Here is a 19,629-nt window from a genome sequence, read left to right on the forward strand (position 1 = left end):
ATGAAACTGACGAAGTCAGTAACCATACCTACGGCAAGGCGACGCTGACGAAGTTTGAATTGGATTTTCGCAGAGTGTAAATTGTTGAAACTAGGTTGTCATACCATGTATACCACTTGGGCTTTGGTAGTAGCTAACTGCACTAAATATAATATAAGGAGGGTTTTATGGGGAAAGGCCATTGGAATCGGAAAAGAGTTTATAGCATTCGTAAGTTTGCTGTGGGAGCTTGCTCAGTAATGATTGGGACTTGTGCAGTTCTATTAGGAGGAAATATAGCTGGAGAATCTGTAGTTTATGCGGATGAAACACTTATTACTCATACTGCTGAGAAACCTAAAGAGGAAAAAATGATAGTAGAAGAAAAGGCTGATAAAGCTTTGGAAACTAAAAATGTAGTTGAAAGGACAGAACAAAGTGAACCTAGTTCAACTGAGGCTATTGCATCTGAGAAGAAAGAAGATGAAGCCGTAACTCCAAAAGAGGAAAAAGTGTCTGCTAAACTGGAAGAAAAAGCTCCAAGGATAGAATCACAAGCTTCAAATCAAGAAAAACCGCTCAAGGAAGATGCTAAAGCTGTAACAAATGAAGAAATGAATCAAATGATTGAAGACAGGAAAGTGGATTTTAATCAAAATTGGTACTTTAAACTCAATGCAAATTCTAAGGAAGCCATTAAACCTGATGCAGACGTATCTACGTGGAAAAAATTAGATTTACCGTATGACTGGAGTATCTTTAACGATTTCGATCATGAATCTCCTGCACAAAATGAAGGTGGACAGCTCAACGGTGGGGAAGCTTGGTATCGCAAGACTTTCAAACTAGATGAAAAAGACCTCAAGAAAAATGTTCGCCTTACTTTTGATGGCGTCTACATGGATTCTCAAGTTTATGTCAATGGTCAGTTAGTGGGGCATTATCCAAATGGTTATAACCAGTTCTCATATGATATCACCAAATACCTTCACAAAGATGGTCGTGAGAATGTGATTGCTGTCCATGCAGTCAACAAACAGCCAAGTAGCCGTTGGTATTCAGGAAGTGGTATCTATCGTGATGTGACTTTACAAGTGACAGATAAGGTGCATGTTGAGAAAAATGGGACAACTATTTTAACACCAAAACTTGAAGAACAACAACATGGCAAGGTTGAAACTCATGTGACCAGCAAAATCGTCAATACGGACGACAAAGACCATGAACTTGTAGCCGAATATCAAATCGTTGAACGAGGTGGTCATGCTGTAACAGGCTTAGTTCGTACAGCGAGTCGTACCTTAAAAGCACATGAATCAACAAGCCTAGATGCGATTTTAGAAGTTGAAAGACCAAAACTCTGGACCGTTTTAAATGACAAACCTGCCTTGTACGAATTGATTACGCGTGTTTACCGTGACGGTCAATTGGTTGATGCTAAGAAGGATTTGTTTGGTTACCGTTACTATCACTGGACTCCAAATGAAGGTTTCTCTTTGAATGGTGAACGTATTAAATTCCATGGAGTATCCTTGCACCACGACCATGGGGCGCTTGGAGCAGAAGAAAATTATAAAGCAGAATACCGTCGTCTCAAACAAATGAAGGAGATGGGAGTTAACTCCATCCGTACAACCCACAACCCTGCTAGTGAGCAAACCTTGCAAATCGCAGCAGAACTAGGTTTACTCGTTCAGGAAGAGGCCTTTGATACTTGGTATGGTGGCAAGAAACCTTATGACTATGGACGTTTCTTTGAAAAAGATGCCACTCACCCAGAAGCTCGAAAAGGTGAAAAATGGTCTGATTTTGACCTACGTACCATGGTCGAAAGAGGCAAAAACAACCCTGCTATCTTCATGTGGTCAATTGGTAATGAAATAGGTGAAGCTAATGGTGATGCCCACTCTTTAGCAACTGTTAAACGTTTGGTCAAGGTTATCAAGGATGTTGATAAGACTCGCTATGTTACCATGGGAGCAGATAAATTCCGTTTCGGTAATGGTAGCGGAGGGCATGAGAAAATTGCTGATGAACTCGATGCTGTTGGATTTAACTATTCTGAAGATAATTACAAAGCCCTTAGAGCTAAGCATCCAAAATGGTTGATTTACGGTTCAGAAACATCATCAGCAACCCGTACACGAGGAAGTTACTATCGCCCTGAACGTGAATTGAAACATAGCAATGGACCTGAGCGTAATTATGAACAGTCAGATTATGGAAATGATCGTGTGGGTTGGGGGAAAACAGCAACCGCTTCATGGACTTTTGACCGTGACAACGCTGGCTATGCTGGACAGTTTATCTGGACAGGTACGGACTATATTGGTGAACCTACACCATGGCACAACCAAAATCAAACTCCTGTTAAGAGCTCTTACTTTGGTATCGTAGATACAGCCGGCATTCCAAAACATGACTTCTATCTCTACCAAAGCCAATGGGTTTCTGTTAAGAAGAAACCGATGGTACACCTTCTTCCTCACTGGAACTGGGAAAACAAAGAATTAGCATCCAAAGTAGCTGACTCAGAAGGTAAGATTCCAGTTCGTGCTTATTCGAATGCTTCTAGTGTAGAATTGTTCTTGAATGGAAAATCTCTTGGTCTTAAGACTTTCAATAAAAAACAAACCAGCGATGGGCGGACTTACCAAGAAGGTGCAAATGCTAATGAACTTTATCTTGAATGGAAAGTTGCCTATCAACCAGGTACCTTGGAAGCAATTGCTCGTGATGAATCTGGCAAGGAAATTGCTCGAGATAAGATTACGACTGCTGGTAAGCCAGCGGCAGTTCGTCTTATTAAGGAAGACCATGCGATTGCAGCAGATGGAAAAGACTTGACTTACATCTACTATGAAATTGTTGACAGCCAGGGGAATGTGGTTCCAACTGCTAATAATCTGGTTCGCTTCCAATTGCATGGCCAAGGTCAACTGGTCGGTGTAGATAACGGAGAACAAGCCAGCCGTGAACGCTATAAGGCGCAAGCAGATGGTTCTTGGATTCGTAAAGCATTTAATGGTAAAGGTGTTGCCATTGTCAAATCAACTGAACAAGCAGGGAAATTCACCCTTACTGCCCACTCTGATCTCTTGAAATCGAACCAAGTCACTGTCTTTACTGGTAAGAAAGAAGGACAAGAAAAGACTGTTTTGGGGACAGAGGTGCCAAAAGTACAGACCATTATTGGAGAGGCACCTGAAATGCCTACCACTGTTCCGTTTGTATACAGTGATGGTAGTCGTGCAGAACGTCCTGTAACCTGGTCTTCAGTAGATGTGAGCAAGCCTGGTATTGTAACGGTGAAAGGTATGGCTGACGGACGAGAAGTAGAAGCTCGTGTAGAAGTGATTGCTCTTAAATCAGAGCTACCAGTTGTGAAACGTATTGCTCCAAATACTAACTTGAATTCTGTAGACAAATCTGTTTCCTATGTTTTGACTGATGGAAGTGTACAAGAGTATGAAGTGGACAAGTGGGAGATTGCCGAAGAAGATAAAGTTAAGTTAGCAATTCCAGGTTCTCGTATTCAAGCGACCGGTTATTTAGAAGGTCAACCAATTCATGCAACCCTTGTGGTAGAAGAAGGAAATGCTGCAGCACCTGTAGTGCCAACTGTTACTGTTGGAGGTGAGGCAGTAACAGGTCTTACTAGTCGACAACCAATGCAATATCGTACTCTATCTTATGGTGCCCAACTGCCAGAAGTCACAGCAAGTGCTGAAAATGCTGATGTGACAGTTCTTCAAGCAAGCGCAGCAAACGGCATGCGTGCGAGCATCTTTATTCAGCCTAAAGATGGTGGCCCTCTTCAAACCTATGCAATTCAATTCCTTGAAGAAGCACCAAAAATTGCTCACTTGAGCTTGCAAGTGGAAAAAGCTGACAGTCTCAAAGAAGACCAAACTGTCAAATTGTCGGTTCGAGCTCACTATCAAGATGGAACGCAAGCTGTATTACCAGCTGATAAAGTAACCTTCTCTACAAGTGGTGAAGGGGAAGTCGCAATTCGTAAAGGAATGCTTGAGTTACATAAGCCAGGAGCAGTCACTCTCAAAGCGGAATATGAGGGAGCTAAAGGCCAAGTTGATCTCACTATCCAGACCAATACTGAGAAGAAGATTGCGCAATCTATCCGTCCAGTAAATGTAGTGACAGATTTACACCAAGAACCTACTCTTCCGTCAACAGTAACGGTTGAGTATGACAAAGGTTTCCCTAAAGCTCACAAAGTCACTTGGCAAGCTATTCCGAAAGAAAAACTAGACTCCTATCAAACCTTTGAAGTACTAGGTAAAGTTGAAGGAATTGACCTTGAAGCGCGTGCAAGAGTCTCTGTAGAAGGTATCGTTTCAGTTGAAGAAGTCAGTGTGACAACTCCAATCGCAGAAGCACCACAATTACCAGAAAGCGTTCGGACATATGATTCAAATGGTCACGTTTCATCAGCTAAGGTTGCATGGGATGCGATTCGTCCAGAGCAATACGCTAAGGAAGGTGTCTTTACAGTTAATGGTCGCTTAGAAGGTACGCGATTAACAACTAAACTTCATGTTCGCGTATCTGCTCAAACTGAGCAAGGCGCAAACATTTCTGACCAATGGACCGGTTCAGAATTGCCACTTGCCTTTGCTTCAGATTCAAATCCAAGCGACCCAGTTTCAAATGTTAATGACAAGCTCATTTCCTACAATAACCAACCAGCCAATCGTTGGACAAACTGGAATCGTAGTAATCCAGAAGCTTCAGTCGGTGTTCTGTTTGGAGATTCAGGTATCTTGAGCAAACGCTCCGTTGATAATCTAAGTGTCGGATTCCACGAAGACCATGGAGTTGGTGCACCGAAGTCTTATGTGATTGAGTATTATGTTGGCAAGACTGTCCCAACAGCTCCTAAAAACCCTAGTTTTGTTGGTAATGAGGACCATGTCTTTAATGATTCTGCCAACTGGAAACCAGTTACTAATCTAAAAGCCCCTGCTAAACTCAAGGCTGGAGAAATGAACCACTTTAGCTTTGATAAAGTTGAAACCTATGCTGTTCGTATTCGCATGGTTAAAGCAGATAACAAGCGTGGAACGTCTATCACAGAGGTACAAATCTTTGCGAAACAAGTTGCGGCAGCCAAACAAGGACAAACAAGAATCCAAGTTGACGGCAAAGACTTAGCAAACTTCAACCCTGATTTGACAGACTACTACCTTGAGTCTGTAGATGGAAAAGTTCCGGCAGTCACAGCAAGTGTTAGCAACAATGGTCTCGCTACCGTCGTTCCAAGCGTTCGTGAAGGTGAGCCAGTTCGTGTCATCGCGAAAGCTGAAAATGGCGACATCTTAGGAGAATACCGTCTGCACTTCACTAAGGATAAGAACTTACTTTCTTATAAACCAGTTGCTGCGGTTAAACAAGCTCGCTTGGTACAAGTAGGTCAAGCACTTGAATTGCCGACTAAGGTTCCAGTTTACTTCACAGGTAAAGACGGCTACGAAACAAAAGACTTGTCAGTTGAATGGGAAGAAGTTCAAGCAGAAAATCTGACAAAAGCAGGTCAATTTACCGTTCGAGGCCATGTCCTTGGTAGTGATCTTGTTGCTGAGTTCACTGTACGAGTGACAGACAAACTAGGCGAAGCTCTTTCAGATAACCCAGAGTATGATGAAGACAGTAACCAGGCCTTTGCTTCAGCCACTAACGATATTGATAGAAACTCCCATGACCGTGTGGATTATCTCAATGACGGAGATCATTCAGAAAATCGTCGTTGGACAAACTGGTCTGCAAGACCGTCTACCAATCCAGAAGTATCAGCAGGCGTAATCTTCCGTGAAAATGGTAAGATTGTAGAACGGACTGTTGCACAAGGAAAAGTTCAGTTCTTTGTAGATAGTGGTACAGATGCACCATCTAAACTTGTTTTGGAACGTTATGTCGGCCCAGACTTTGAAGTGCCTACCTACTATTCAAACTACCAAGCCTACGAATCTGGACATCCATTTAACAATCCAGAAAATTGGGAAGCTGTGCCTTATCGTGCGGATAAAGACATTGCAGCTGGTGATGAAATCAACGTAACATTTAAAGCTATCAAAGCCAAAGCTATGAGATGGCGTATGGAGCGTAAAGCAGATAAGAGCGGTGTTGCGATGATTGAGCTGACCTTCCTTGCACCAAGCGAATTGCCTCAAGAAAGCACTCAATCGAAGATTCTTGTAGATGGAAAAGAACTTGCTGATTTCGCTGAAGATCGTCAAGACTACCAAATCACCTATAAAGGTCAACGGCCAAAAGTCTCAGTTGAAGAAAACAATCAAGTAGCTTCGACTGTGGTAGATAGTGGAGAAGATAGTCTTCCAGTACTTGTTCGCCTCGTTTCAGAAAGTGGAAAACAAGTCAAGGAATACCGTATCCAGTTGACTAAGGAAAAACCAGTTTCTGAGAAGACAGTTGCTGCTGTACAAGAAGATTTTCCAAAACTCGAATTTGTTGAAAAAGATTTGGCATACAAGACAGTTGAGAAAAAAGATTCAACACTGTATCTAGGTGAAACTCGTGTAGAACAAGAAGGAAAAACTGGTAAAGAACGTATCTTTACAGCGATTAATCCTGATGGAAGTAAGGAAGAAAAACTCCGTGAAGTGGTAGAAGCTCCGACAGACCGCATCATCTTGGTTGGAACCAAACCAGTAGCTCAAGAAGCTAAAAAACCACAAGTGTCAGAAAAAGCAGATACAAAACCAATTGATTCAAGTGAAGCTAGTCAAACTAATAAAGCCCAGTTACCAAATACAGGTAGTGCGGCAAGCCAAGCAGCAGTAGCAGCAGGTTTAGCTCTTCTAGGTTTGAGTGCAGGATTAGTAGTTACTAAAGGTAAAAAAGAAGACTAGAAATTTTGATACCTTCTTTATCATTAAAGACCAAAGAAAAACTCTTGTCCTAAATAGAAGATAAAGAGCCTGAGACAAAATAGTTCTCAACCACAAAAAAGCTAGATATTTCCAATTGCGGAACTCTAGCTTTTTAATTTTGAGTCGTTCTCTTATTGTATAGTAGATTGAAACTAGAATAGTACACTTCTACTTCTAAAACATTGTTAGAAATCAATTTGACTGTCCTTATCGATTTGTCCTGTTCTTATTTCATTTCACTATGTTTTAGGAGGTTATTGGCCATAAGTACCAATCCCATGTCAATTCTCACTTGACGCATCCCTCTCAGATTACATCTCTTGTAACCCAAACAAGCCTTTATCTGCCCAAAGACAGGTTCCACATCAATCTTGCGTTGAGCGAAAATCTGTCTACCTTGGGGAGATAAAAGCGCCTGACATTCTTTAACTTTCAAGTTTTGGTAGCCTTCGTTCATATACAGTCCCTTTTGAGGGGCTGATTCAGGTTCGTCGGCGTAGTAAACCTTGATTTCCTGTTGCAAGTCTGTCTGTGTTTTCTGATGTTTGATATGGTGAAAACGATAGCACCAGCCATCAGGATGTGTGTAGCTATCCTCCTTGTTATCATAGTGCCAATTCGCTAAGTTTCTAGCTGACTGTTTATAGCCTCTTTTCTGTTCCTTGTCAAACATGGCATATTTAATCAGAAGGGGAGTGATTTCTTCTTGAAAATAGACCTGTATCTGTTCTTGAAGTTTGGCGGAGAATTTCTCTGTCGTTTTCTTCCACACAAAACTATACTTGTTGGCATTGGCTTCAATCTTAGTTCCGTCAATAAACAGACAATCTAAGGTCACTAACTCTTCCACTTTTAAACGAAGATTGAGGTCGATGAAAAGATCACGAATAAGGTCTTCCATCCCTTCAGCGACTCGAAAACGATTGATGGTGCGATAGCTGACAACCAACTGCCCTGTTAGGTATTACATAGCCAGATTTTCAATCATCATTTTTTCAATTTTTCGCCCAGAGAAAATCCCTTGTGAATAGGCAAATAGAAGAGCAGATACAAGCATTTTTGGGTGATAAGACGGGCAATCAAAGGTATGATAGAAGGCGTAGAAGTGATGTTCCTCCAAGGTATTCACCACTTTTTCAATCGTAAAGACGAGATGGTCTTGTGGCAAGAAGGAACTGATTTCTAGTGGTAAAGTTGTTTGATTTGTGTTATAGTGAATATGCATGGGATAGCCTTTCTAAACGGTTTATTGTGCAATTCTATTTTACCAAGACTATCGCAACCATGCAAAAAAGCAACGGCAAATCCGTTGCTTTTTTGGATATAAGAGACTATTGTCCCAGACTCTTTTCTTTGTATAAAATTGTATAGTGTTATTGTCTATACTATTTTGTAGAGAAAGCAAAAATCCCTAGAAAAAAAATGCTTAGGGATTCGACTATTTCATTAAGAACAATTCAACAATCATTTCTATATACATGATAAGGGTTAATAAGAATCCTGCACGCCAGAAGAATTTGATGAATTTAGGATAGTAAAAGCTGCGTTTTTTCAAAAGGAAGAAAAAGACGAGAATAATGGCTAGGAACGAGAGGGCTAGCCCCAGTCTAGGGAGGAAATTATGGGTAAAGGTTTTAGCTGTAATCAAGTAATACTCAAATACCAAGACTGGAAAAGCCAAATCCGCAAAGTTTCGTCCTAGTTTTTTTAATCTAAAAAGTTTGGTTAGGATAATGCAGACGACTAAGGTCAGTATCAATAATAAAATAGATGCTAATTTCATTAAAATCATACCCATATTGTATCATAAAAAAAAGGCTAATGGAAACGAGAAACAGAGGAATTTATAGGAAAGTCAGGCTTTTGAGATTGTGGGTGATTTTTGTTATAATGAAAGTTATAAAATCTTATAATACCTTGAATGATTATTATCGAAAACTCTTTGGAGAAAAGACTTTTAAAGTCCCTATTGATGCGGGATTTGACTGTCCCAATCGTGATGGAACTGTGGCTCATGGAGGCTGTACTTTTTGTACGGTTTCAGGTTCTGGAGATACTATTGTAGCCCCAGATGCGCCTATCCGTGAGCAATTTTATAAGGAAATTGACTTTATGCACCGTAAGTGGCCGGATGTTCAGAAGTATCTGGTTTATTTTCAAAATTTTACCAACACCCATGAAAAGGTGGAAGTTATTCGAGAGCGTTATGAACAGGCTATCAATGAGCCAGGTGTGGTAGGAATCAATATTGGAATGCGCCCAGACTGTTTACCAGACGAAACCATCGAATATTTGGCTGAGTTATCGGAGTGCATGCATGTGACGGTTGAATTGGGCTTGTAGACTACTTATGAAGCAACTTCTGACCTGATTAACCGTGCGTATTCTTATGAATTGTAGGTGGAAACGGTCAAGCGTTTGAGAAAGTATCCCAAGATTGAGATTGTTTCCCATTTGATTAATGGTTTGCCTGGTGAAACCCATGAGATGATGGTTGAAAATGTCCGCCGTTGTGTCACGAATAACGATATTCAAGGGATTAAACTGCATTTGCTCCATCTTATGACAAATACTCGTATGCAACGAGATTACCATGAGGGACGTTTACAATTGATGAGTCAGGACGAATATGTCAGGGTCATCTGTGACCAACTGGAAATCATTCCCAAACATATCGTCATCCATCGAATCACAGGAGATGCACCTAGGGATATGCTGATTGGGCTTATGTGGAGCCTCAATAAATGGGAAGCTCTCAACAGCATTGAGATGGAGATGCGACGTCGTGGAAGTGTTCAAGGATGCAAGGCTGTAAAACAGGAGTTTGAAAATGAAAAGACCACTTGAGATGGCACATGATTTTTTGGCTGAGGTCGTGACAAAAGAGGATGTCGTAGTGGATGCGACTATGGGAAATGGTCATGACACGCTTTTTTTAGCCAAGCTAGCCAAGCAAGTCTATGCCTTTGATATTCAGAAGCAAGCCTTGGAAAAGACCCAAGAGCGTTTGCATCAGGCTGGCTTGACAAATGCCCAGTTAATCTTGCAAGGTCATGAGACACTGGACCAGTTTGTGACAGAAGCCAAGGCAGGGATTTTTAATCTGGGTTATCTGCCGTCGGCTGATAAGTCAGTCATTACCCAACCTCAGACAACGATTGAAGCCTTAGAAAAGCTGTGTAGCTTACTTGTCAAAGGTGGACGGATTGCCATTATGATCTACTATGGTCATGATGGAGGCGACCTCGAGAGGGATGCTGTCTTGGATTTTGTGAGCCAGTTGAACCAACAAGAGTACACAGCTACCATTTACCGAACTTTAAACCAAATCAACAATCCACCATTTTTAGTGATGATTGAAAAATTAGAGAGATATAAACATGGATAAACAATACCTACGTGAAAAGCTGGATGCCATGCGCCAAAATTTTGTTGAATCAACCCACCACGAACGAGCAGTAGGTGTGTTAGAACAAGCGCATATGAGCAAAAAAATGCTTAAAATCAAGAAAAAATTAGTTGCTCTTGAGATGGAGCGGTGCCAGAAAAAAATTGAGCACAAAGATTGTTCCAAGATTGACCAAAAAATCAAAGAGCAGAAGGAGATATTTGAATCCTGTTGTAAAAAAGATTAAGGAGGACGTGCGTGGAATTACTGATTTACCTCATCCTATTTTTACTGGTTTTGATTGTCTCAAGTACAACCAATAAGCTCCTGCCCTTTTTGCCTCTCCCTTTGGTGCAAATTCTTTTGGGAATTGTGATTGGTCTCTTTTTACCCAATACTGACTTTCACCTTAATACGGAGTTGTTTTTGGCACTGGTTATCGGACCCTTGCTTTTCCGAGAGGCTGAAGAAGCAGATGTTACGGCTATTTTAAAACACTGGCGAATCATTGTTTATCTCATATTTCCAGTGATTTTTATCTCGACCCTGAGTTTGGGTGGCTTGGCCCATCTTCTTTGGTTCAGCCTTCCCTTGGCAGCTTGCTTGGCTGTTGGGGCAGCCCTTGGTCCCACGGACTTGGTGGCCTTTGCCTCTCTTTCGGAGCGTTTTAGCTTTCCTAAGCGCGTGTCCAATATCCTTAAGGGCGAAGGACTCTTGAATGATGCTTCTGGTTTGGTGGCTTTTCAGGTAGCTTTGACAGCTTGGACAACTGGAGCTTTTTCTCTGGGGCAAGCTAGCAGTTCGCTTATCTTTTCAATCCTAGGCGGTTTTTTAATTGGCTTTTTAACAGCCATGACTAATCGTTTCCTCCATAGCTTCTTGCTAAGTGTGCGAGCAACGGATATTGCTAGTGAGCTCCTTCTGGAATTGAGTTTACCCTTGGTAACCTTCTTCCTGGCAGAAGAAGTCCACGTTTCAGGGATTATTGCCGTCGTAGTTGCTGGGATTTTAAAGGCGAGTCGCTTCAAGAAAATCACGCTCCTCGAAGCCCAAGTGGATACGGTGACCGAGACAGTTTGGCATACAGTGAATTTTATGCTCAACGGTTCTGTCTTTGTGATTTTAGGAATGGAGTTGGAAATGATAGCAGAGCCTATCTTGACCAATCCAATCTATAATCCCTTGCTCTTGCTGGCATCTCTTGTCACCCTTACCTTTGTCCTCTTTGCTATTCGTTTTGTCATGATTTATGGCTATTATGCCTATAGGACTAGACGTCTCAAGAAAAAGCTAAATAAGTATATGAAGGACATGCTTCTCTTGACCTTCTCAGGTGTTAAGGGAACGGTGTCGATTGCTACAATCCTTCTGATACCAAGTAATCTAGAGCAGGAGTATCCTCTCTTGCTTTTCCTCGTCGCAGGTGTGACACTTGTAAGCTTTTTAACAGGCCTCGTGGTCTTGCCTCAGCTTTCTGACGAACAGGAAGAAAGCAAGGATTATCTCATGCATATCGCCATTTTGAATGAAGTAACGCTAGAGTTGGAAAAAGAGTTGGAAGATACCAGAAATAAACTTCCCCTCTATGCGGCTATTGACAATTACCATGGACGTATTGAAAATCTCATTTTAAGCCAAGAAAACCAGGATGATCAAGAAGATTGGGCTGCTTTGAAACTCTTGATTCTTAGTATTGAAAGTGATGGTTTGGAGCAGGCCTATGAAGAGGGGAACATTAGCAATCGTGCTTACCGAGTTTACCAACGTTATCTGAAAAATATAGAACGAGGAATCAATCGTAAGTTTGCGTCACGATTGACCTATTATTTCCTTGTTTCTTTGCGGATTTTACGTTTTCTCCTTCATGAAGTTTTTACTCTCGGGAGGACTTTCCGTAGCTGGAAGGACAAGGAGCAAAGCCGTCTCCGTGCTCTTGATTATGACCAAATTGCAGAGCTCTATCTTGCCAATACAGAGATGATTATTGAAAGTTTGGAAAACCTGAAGGGAGTCTATAGACGCTCTTTGATTAGTTTTATGCAGGAGTCTCGTCTTCGAGAAACAGCTATTATCAGCAGTGGTGCCTTTGTCGAACGGGTTATCAATCGCGTTAAGCCTAACAATATCGATGAAATGCTGAGGGGCTATTATCTGGAGCGCAAGTTGATTTTCGAATACGAAGAAAAACGATTGATTACGACCAAGTATGCCAAGAAGTTACGACAAAATGTCAATAACTTAGAGAACTATTCCTTGAAGGAAGCTGCCAATACCCTGCCGTATGATATGGTGGAATTGGTAAGAAGAAATTAGTTAATACTCTTCGAAAATCTCTTCAAACCACGTCAGCGTCGCCTTGGATTATATATGTGACTGACTTCGTCAGTTTCATCTACAACCTCAAAGCAGGGCTTTGAGCAACCTGCGGCTAGCTTCCGAGTTTGCTATTTGATTTTCATTGAGTATAAGATTATAAGTGAAGGAGTGTGACATGAAAAAGTGGTGGAAAGAGCTGATAGACAAGCCTCTATTAAAAGCCTTTTTGCATTATTATCAAGCATCAGATAGTGAGTTGACCAGTGTCGCAGTAGCCTACTATTGGTTGATTTCGATTTTTCCCCTGCTTTTGGTGGTGGTCAATATCCTCCCCTATTTTCAGATTCCTGTGGGAGAATTTCTGGGATTTGTAAAAGATGTCCTGCCCCCAAGCCTCTATGAAGGTGTGGAAAAAATAGCCAGAGAAGTCTTGACCCAACCTTCAACAGGTTTATTGAGTTTTTCTGTTTTATCGGCGTTATGGAGTTTTTCAAAATCTATGAATTTCTTGCAAAAAGCTTTTAACAAGGCTTATGGCGTCGAAAAGAGTCGTGGACTTATTTCCCATCAGATGGTAAGTCTCCTAGTCAGTTTTGGTTTACAGATCCTCTTTGCTTTTGCCTTGTTTCTGAGCTTATTTGGGCAGATGATTTTGGCTTTACTTGCTCATTATTGGACAAAAGATGGCATTATCTATCAGGCTTTACAAGGTTTGGCAGGTCCTCTGACTTACGCTCTCCTCTTTGCTATCTTGGTCATGCTTTATTATTTTCTTCCCAATCTATCTAACAGGAAAATTAGCTATACCCTACCAGGCAGTGCCTTTGTTCTCTTAGTGATTTTAGGTTTACTAACTCTGTTCTCTAGTTATCTCAATTACTATGTCCATCATTTAGTGGACGTCCGAATTTTAGGTTCCGTTCTTCTTGTTGTTATGATGTTTTGGTTTATCTTGATTGCTAAAATTGTTATCCTAGGTGCGGTGATCAATGCCAGTATACAGAGTTTGAAAGATCCTAGTTTTAGAAAAGACTAACTATTTATCCATTACAAAAGCGCATAGTATCAANNTTGATACTATGCGCTTTTGTGCTTTGACAGTTTTTGTATAGTTTTTGTCCAAGATTTCTAAATCATCTGATTAAATTCCTATTTTTCCCTATCATTGTCCCTGTTTTTTCGAAAATGGAAGGAGTATAATAAATCTATCAATAAAATGATAGGAGGAACTTTATGGGTCATATTTTCTTTTTTCTAAGTGTCTTTTTGGCAGGGATTCTATCCTTCTTTTCTCCTTGTATCTTACCCTTGTTACCAGTCTATGCAGGGGTGTTACTAGATGATAAGGATAGTGCTCAGGCTTCTAGTGGCAAATTTTCCATCTCAGTTGTTAGTTTATTACGAACTCTGGCCTTTATAGCAGGAATTTCCTTTATATTTATTTTGTTGGGCTATGGAGCTGGTTTTTTAGGCGACTTGCTTTATGCTTCTTGGTTTCAATATGTGACGGGTGCGGTTATCATTCTCTTAGGCTTGCACCAGATGGAGATTCTACACTTTAAGGGGCTTTATAAGGAAAAGAGGTTACAACTGCAAGGACAGGGGCAAAATGGTAAGGGCTATAGTCAGGCATTTTTATTGGGCTTGACCTTTAGTTTTGCTTGGACGCCTTGTGTGGGGCCGGTTCTTGGCTCTGTTTTGGCCTTGGCGGCTTCAGGTGGCTCAGGTGCTTGGCAGGGAGCGGGTCTCATGTTGGTGTACACGTTGGGCTTGGCGCTACCATTCTTGCTTCTAGCTCTGACCTCTAGTTATGTTTTGAAACATTTCCGAAAACTTCATCCCTATCTCGGAATCCTCAAAAAAGTGGGTGGTTTTCTCATTATTGTGATGGGACTCTTGGTTCTGTTTGGAAATGCTTCAATTTTAAGTCAATTATTTGAATAAAATGGAAAGGAATATCAATATGAAAAAATGGCAAACATGTGTTCTTGGAGCAGGTTCGCTCCTTTGTTTGACGGCTTGTTCAGGCAAGTCCATGACTAGTGAACACCAAACGAAAGATGAAATGAAGACGGAGCAGACAGCTAGTAAAACAAGCGCAGCTAAAGGGAAAGAGGTGGCTGATTTTGAATTGATGGGAGTAGATGGCAAGACCTACCGCTTGTCTGATTACAAGGGCAAGAAAGTCTATCTCAAATTCTGGGCTTCTTGGTGTTCCATCTGTCTGGCTAGTCTTCCAGATACGGATGAAATTGCTAAAGAAGCTGGCGACGACTATGTGGTCTTGACAGTAGTGTCACCAGGACATAAGGGGGAGCAATCTGAAGCGGACTTTAAGAATTGGTATAAGGGCTTAGATTATAAAAATTTCCCAGTCCTAGTTGACCCATCAGGCAAACTTTTGGAAACTTATGGCGTCCGTTCTTACCCAACTCAAGCCTTTATAGATGGTGAAGGAAAATTGGTCAAAACGCAACCAGGTTTCATGGAAAAAGATGCAATTTTACAAACTTTGAAGGAATTAGCCTAGGAGGTGTCCTATGAATGATAAGTTAAAAATCATCATGTTGCTAGGAGTATTTTTTCTAGCCATAACCGGTTTCTATTTTCTATTGATGAGAAATGCAGGGCAGACAGATGCCTCGCAAATTGAGAAAGCGGCAGTTAGCCAAGGAGGAAAAACAGTGAAAAAAACAGAAGTTAGTAAAGATGCAGATTTGCACGAAACTTATCTAGCTGGTGGTTGTTTCTGGGGAGTTGAGGAGTATTTTTCTCGAGTTCCTGGGGTAACAGATTCCGTTTCAGGCTATGCAAATGGTAGAGGGGAAACAACCAAGTACGAATTGATTAACCAAACAGGTCATGCGGAGACTGTTCATGTCACCTATGATGCTAATCAAATTTCCCTCAAGGAAATCCTGCTTCATTACTTCCGCATTATCAATCCAACTAGCAAAAATAAACAAGGAAATGATGTAGGAACCCAGTACCGTACTGGTGTTTATTACACAGATGACAAGGATTTGGAGGTAATCAACCAAGTCTTTGATGAGGTGGCTAAGAAATACGATCAACCTCTAGCAGTTGAAAAGGAAACCTTGAAGAATTTTGTAGTGGCAGAGGATTACCACCAAGACTATCTCAAGAAAAATCCAAATGGCTACTGCCATATCAATGTCAATCAGGCTGCCTATCCCGTCATTGATGCCAGCAAATATCCCAAACCAAGTGATGAAGAATTGAAAAAGACCCTGTCACCTGAGGAATATGCAGTCACCCAAAAAAATCAAACAGAACGGGCTTTCTCAAACCGCTACTGGGATAAATTTGAATCTGGTATCTATGTGGATGTGGTAACTGGCGAACCTCTCTTTTCATCAAAGGACAAGTTTGAGTCTGGTTGTGGCTGGCCTAGTTTTACCCAACCCATCAGTCCAGATGTTGTCACCTACAAGGAAGATAAGTCCTACAATATGACGCGTATGGAAGTGCGGAGCCGAGTAGGAGATTCTCACCTTGGGCATGTCTTTACGGATGGTCCACAGGACAAGGGCGGCTTACGTTACTGTATCAATAGCCTCTCTATCCGCTTTATTCCCAAAGACCAAATGGAAGAAAAAGGCTACGCTTATTTACTAGATTATGTTGATTAATACTCTTCGAAAATCTCTTCAAACCACGTCAGCGTCGCCTTACCGTATGTAGGGTTACTGACTTCGTCAGTTTTATCTACAACCTCAAAGCTATACTTTGAGCTGACTCCGTCAGTTTTATCTACAACCTCAAAGCGGTACTTTGAGAAACCTGTGGCTATCTTCCTAGTTTACTTTTTGATTTTCATTGAGTATAAGAGGTCTTTCCTAAGCAGTTAGAGGAGAATTTTGCTATACTGATACTAGTAAGTGGTAAAGGAGCAGAGCATGACCTACACAATCTTAATCGTAGAAGATGAATATCTGGTAAGACAGGGCTTGACCAAGTTGGTCAATGTAGCAGCCTACGATATGGAAATCATCGGTCAGGCTGAAAATGGAAGGCAGGCTTGGGAATTGATCCAAAAACAGGTGCCAGATATCATTTTAACCGATATCAACATGCCTCAGCTAAATGGCATCCAGTTGGCCAGTCTGGTTCGGGAAACCTATCCTCAGGTTCATCTAGTTTTTTTGACAGGCTACGATGATTTTGATTATGCCTTGTCTGCTGTCAAACTCGGTGTGGATGACTACCTGCTCAAGCCCTTTTCTCGTCAGGATATTGAGGAAATGTTGGGGAAAATCAAGCAAAAACTAGATAAGGAAGAGAAGGAAGAGCAGTTACAAGATTTATTGGCCGATAAGTTTGAAGGAAACATGGCCCAGAAAATCCAGTCCCATCTGGCTGATAGCCAGTTTAGTTTAAAGTCTTTGGCCAGTGACTTAGGTTTTAGTCCGACTTATCTGAGTTCCTTGATTAAGAAAGAGTTGGGCTTGCCTTTTCAGGATTATCTGGTGAGAGAACGTGTCAAACAAGCCAAGCTTTTGCTTTTAACTACAAATCTGAAGATTTATGAGATAGCTGAAAAGGTTGGTTTTGAAGATATGAACTATTTTACCCAACGTTTTAAGCAGATTGCAGGTGTGACACCTCGTCAGTTTAAGAAGGGAGAAGGCCGATGAAGCGTTCTTCTCTTTTAGTCAGAATGGTTATTTCCATCTTTTTGGTCTTTCTTATTCTCCTAGCTCTGGTTGGGACTTTCTACTATCAATCTAGTTCTTCAGCCATTGAGACCACCATTGAAGGCAATAGCCAAACGACCATCAGCCAGACTAGCCACTTTATTCAGTCTTATATTAAAAAATTAGAAACCACCTCGACCGGTTTGACCCAGCAGACGGATGTCCTAGCCTATGCTGAGAATCCCAGTCAAGATAAGGTCAAGGGAATCCGAGATCTATTTTTGACCATCTTAAAGGCAGACCAGGACTTGAAAGCAGTGGTTTTGGTGACCAAATCTGGTCAGGTCATTTCTACAGATGACAGTGTTCAGATGAAAACTTCTTCAGATATGATGGCTGAGGATTGGTACCAAAAGGCCATTCATCAGGGAGCCATGCCCGTTTTGACTCCAGCTCGTAAATCAGATAGTCAGTGGGTCATTTCTGTCACTCAAGAACTTCTTGATACAAAGGGAGCCAATCTTGGTGTGCTTCGTTTGGATATTTCTTATGAAACTTTGGAAGCCTATCTCAATCAACTCCAGTTGGGGCAGCAGGGCTTTGCCTTCATTATCAATGAAAACCATGAATTTGTCTACCATCCTCAACACACAGTTTATAGTTCGTCTAGCAAAATGGAGGCTATGAAACCCTACATCGAGACAGGTCAGGGTTATACTCCTGGTCACAAATCCTACGTCAGTCAAGAGAAGATTGCAGGAACTGATTGGACGGTACTTGGCGTGTCATCATTGGAAAAGTTAGACCAGGTTCGGAGTCAGCTCTTGTGGACCTTGCTTGGGGCTAGTGTCACATCTCTTCTTGTCTGTCTCTGCTTAGTGTGGTTCAGTCTTAAACGCTGGATTGCTCCTTTGAAGGATTTGAGAGAAACCATGTTGGAAATTGCTTCTGGTGCTCAAAATCTTCGTGCCAAGGAAGTTGGTGCCTATGAACTGAGAGAAGTAACTCGCCAATTTAATGCCATGTTGGATCAGATTGATCAGTTGATGGTAGCTATTCGTAGCCAGGAAGAAACGACCCGTCAGTACCAACTTCAAGCCCTTTCGAGCCAGATTAACCCCCATTTCCTCTATAACACTTTGGACACCATCATCTGGATGGCTGAATTTCATGATAGTCAGCGAGTGGTGCAGGTGATCAAGTCCTTGGCGACCTATTTCCGCTTGGCACTCAATCAAGGTAAGGACTTGATTTGCCTGTCTGATGAAATCAATCATGTCCGCCAGTATCTCTTTATCCAGAAACAACGCTATGGAGATAAGCTGGAATACGAGATTGCTGAAAATCCTGCCTTTGATAACCTAGTCTTGCCCAAGTTGGTTTTGCAACCTCTGGTGGAAAATGCTCTTTACCATGGTATCAAGGAGAAGGAAGGTCAGGGACATATTAGAGTTTCTGTTCAGAAACAGGATTCAGGATTGGTCATCCGCATTGAGGATGATGGAGTTGGCTTCCAAGATGCTGGTGATAGTAGTCAAAGTCAACTCAAACGTGGGGGAGTTGGTCTTCAAAATGTCGATCAGCGTCTCAAACTTCATTTTGGAGAACATTACCAGATGAAGATTGATTCTGCACCCGACAAAGGAACGACGGTTGAAATATACATAAATAGAATAGAAACTAGTTAACTCCCAGTCAATTCTGGGAGTTTTATGCGTAATTGGGCAAGCTTTCCAGGTCGTCTATCTTGCTAAAAACAAGAAAAAACGGTATGATAGATAGTGACAAAAGAGGTAGCAGAGATGAACGAGACACAGATTCAAAGAGAAACACGTCAGATAGTGAAAGATGTTTTAGAAAAGGCCAATTTGAAGCAAGGATCTATCTTTGTTTTGGGTCTTTCCTCTAGTGAAGTGATAGGTGGTCAGATTGGCAAGGAATCCAGCCAAGAAATTGGCGAAATCATTGTGAAGACCATCCTAGATCTCCTAGAAGAAAAAAGAATTCATCTAGCTGTTCAAGGCTGTGAGCATGTCAATCGGGTTCTCGTCGTTGAACGTCAGGTGGCAGAGCAGTTTGGTCTGGAAATCGTCAGTGTCCTCCCTACTCTCCATGCAGGAGGTTCAGGTCAATTGGCAGCCTTTAAGTTTATGCAAGATCCAGTTGAGGTTGAATTTATCAAGGCTCATGCTGGATTGGATATCGGAGACACTGCAATTGGCATGCATGTCAAGCATGTTCAGGTTCCGATTCGCCCTCTTTTGAGAGACATTGGTCATGCCCATGTAACGGCGCTGGCTAGTCGTCCAAAATTAATCGGAGGTGCGCGTGCGCACTATCCGCAAGATTCTATCAGAAAGTCGTGAGAATAAATAAA

The 19,629-nt window shown here is 41.6% G+C and carries 12 protein-coding genes and 2 pseudogenes; 12 read left to right on the top strand and 2 right to left on the bottom strand.

Features of this window, described 5'->3' with window-relative positions:
• Positions 1-167: 167 nt before the first annotated feature.
• Complete coding sequence (gene bgaA / locus B4W83_RS02910) at positions 168-6,869, top strand: LPXTG-anchored adhesin/beta-galactosidase BgaA (RefSeq protein ID WP_000515175.1); 6,702 nt, start codon at positions 168-170, stop codon at positions 6,867-6,869.
• A 247-nt stretch (positions 6,870-7,116) separates the two neighbouring features.
• Here the strand turns inward: bgaA and B4W83_RS12250 are convergent.
• Positions 7,117-8,115 (bottom strand): annotated as a pseudogene (locus tag B4W83_RS12250) (transposase).
• A gap of 213 nt (positions 8,116-8,328) precedes the next feature.
• Positions 8,329-8,688 carry a DUF3397 domain-containing protein gene (locus B4W83_RS02925; protein WP_000525405.1) on the bottom strand — a complete coding sequence of 120 codons (360 nt, stop codon included), beginning with the start codon at positions 8,686-8,688 and terminating at the stop codon, positions 8,329-8,331.
• Between the two features lie 92 nt (positions 8,689-8,780).
• On the opposite strand from B4W83_RS02925, the pseudogene mnmL reads away from it, so the two are divergent.
• From mnmL to B4W83_RS02990, 11 genes and pseudogenes are all read left to right on the top strand, one after another.
• Positions 8,781-9,737, top strand: a pseudogene (mnmL, locus tag B4W83_RS12255) (tRNA modification radical SAM protein MnmL/YtqA).
• Positions 9,721-10,278 carry a tRNA 5-(aminomethyl)-2-thiouridylate-methyltransferase MnmM gene (gene mnmM, locus B4W83_RS02940; RefSeq protein WP_000828433.1) on the top strand — a complete coding sequence of 186 codons (558 nt, stop codon included), beginning with the start codon at positions 9,721-9,723 and terminating at the stop codon, positions 10,276-10,278. Before mnmL ends, mnmM begins: the two are co-directional and overlap by 17 nt.
• Complete coding sequence (locus B4W83_RS02945) at positions 10,271-10,525, top strand: hypothetical protein (RefSeq protein WP_000361090.1); 255 nt, start codon at positions 10,271-10,273, stop codon at positions 10,523-10,525. The genes mnmM and B4W83_RS02945 overlap by 8 nt, the downstream gene beginning before the upstream one ends.
• Positions 10,526-10,536: 11 nt before the next feature.
• Positions 10,537-12,591, top strand: a complete 2,055-nt coding sequence (locus tag B4W83_RS02950; protein ID WP_000421631.1) for a cation:proton antiporter — start codon at positions 10,537-10,539, stop codon at positions 12,589-12,591.
• A 178-nt stretch (positions 12,592-12,769) separates the two neighbouring features.
• Positions 12,770-13,630, top strand: a complete 861-nt coding sequence (locus B4W83_RS02955; protein ID WP_000759506.1) for a YihY/virulence factor BrkB family protein — start codon at positions 12,770-12,772, stop codon at positions 13,628-13,630.
• 197 nt (positions 13,631-13,827) lie between these two features.
• On the top strand, positions 13,828-14,538 hold the full coding sequence (gene ccdA2 / locus B4W83_RS02960; RefSeq protein WP_000509841.1) for a thiol-disulfide oxidoreductase-associated membrane protein CcdA2: 711 nt from the start codon (positions 13,828-13,830) through the stop codon (positions 14,536-14,538).
• Between the two features lie 19 nt (positions 14,539-14,557).
• Positions 14,558-15,124, top strand: coding sequence for a redoxin family protein (locus B4W83_RS02965; RefSeq protein WP_000759276.1), 567 nt, complete (start codon positions 14,558-14,560; stop codon positions 15,122-15,124).
• 10 nt (positions 15,125-15,134) lie between these two features.
• Positions 15,135-16,247, top strand: a complete 1,113-nt coding sequence (gene msrB, locus B4W83_RS02970) for a peptide-methionine (R)-S-oxide reductase MsrB (RefSeq protein ID WP_000998318.1) — start codon at positions 15,135-15,137, stop codon at positions 16,245-16,247.
• Positions 16,248-16,514: 267 nt separating this feature from the next.
• Positions 16,515-17,252 carry a response regulator transcription factor gene (locus B4W83_RS02980; protein WP_000222621.1) on the top strand — a complete coding sequence of 246 codons (738 nt, stop codon included), beginning with the start codon at positions 16,515-16,517 and terminating at the stop codon, positions 17,250-17,252.
• Positions 17,249-18,940 carry a cache domain-containing sensor histidine kinase gene (locus B4W83_RS02985; RefSeq protein ID WP_000831093.1) on the top strand — a complete coding sequence of 564 codons (1,692 nt, stop codon included), beginning with the start codon at positions 17,249-17,251 and terminating at the stop codon, positions 18,938-18,940. The genes B4W83_RS02980 and B4W83_RS02985 overlap by 4 nt, the downstream gene beginning before the upstream one ends.
• 114 nt (positions 18,941-19,054) lie before the next feature.
• A complete protein-coding gene (locus tag B4W83_RS02990; protein ID WP_001006360.1) occupies positions 19,055-19,618 on the top strand; it encodes a TIGR01440 family protein in 564 nt (187 codons plus the stop codon).
• Positions 19,619-19,629 lie beyond the last annotated feature (11 nt).

It is taken from the genome of Streptococcus pseudopneumoniae ATCC BAA-960 = CCUG 49455 (assembly GCF_002087075.1).
GTDB lineage: Bacteria > Bacillota > Bacilli > Lactobacillales > Streptococcaceae > Streptococcus > Streptococcus pseudopneumoniae.

Bases quoted from the DNA above. Each gene is read 5' to 3' on its own strand.
- bgaA (WP_000515175.1), top strand. From the start codon at position 168: ATGGGGAAAGGCCATTGGAATCGGAAAAGAGTTTATAGCATTCGTAAG.
- B4W83_RS02925 (WP_000525405.1), bottom strand. From the start codon at position 8,688: ATGGGTATGATTTTAATGAAATTAGCATCTATTTTATTATTGATACTG.
- mnmM (WP_000828433.1), top strand. From the start codon at position 9,721: ATGAAAAGACCACTTGAGATGGCACATGATTTTTTGGCTGAGGTCGTG.
- B4W83_RS02945 (WP_000361090.1), top strand. From the start codon at position 10,271: ATGGATAAACAATACCTACGTGAAAAGCTGGATGCCATGCGCCAAAAT.
- B4W83_RS02955 (WP_000759506.1), top strand. From the start codon at position 12,770: ATGAAAAAGTGGTGGAAAGAGCTGATAGACAAGCCTCTATTAAAAGCC.
- ccdA2 (WP_000509841.1), top strand. From the start codon at position 13,828: ATGGGTCATATTTTCTTTTTTCTAAGTGTCTTTTTGGCAGGGATTCTA.
- B4W83_RS02965 (WP_000759276.1), top strand. From the start codon at position 14,558: ATGAAAAAATGGCAAACATGTGTTCTTGGAGCAGGTTCGCTCCTTTGT.
- msrB (WP_000998318.1), top strand. From the start codon at position 15,135: ATGAATGATAAGTTAAAAATCATCATGTTGCTAGGAGTATTTTTTCTA.
- B4W83_RS02980 (WP_000222621.1), top strand. From the start codon at position 16,515: ATGACCTACACAATCTTAATCGTAGAAGATGAATATCTGGTAAGACAG.
- B4W83_RS02985 (WP_000831093.1), top strand. From the start codon at position 17,249: ATGAAGCGTTCTTCTCTTTTAGTCAGAATGGTTATTTCCATCTTTTTG.
- B4W83_RS02990 (WP_001006360.1), top strand. From the start codon at position 19,055: ATGAACGAGACACAGATTCAAAGAGAAACACGTCAGATAGTGAAAGAT.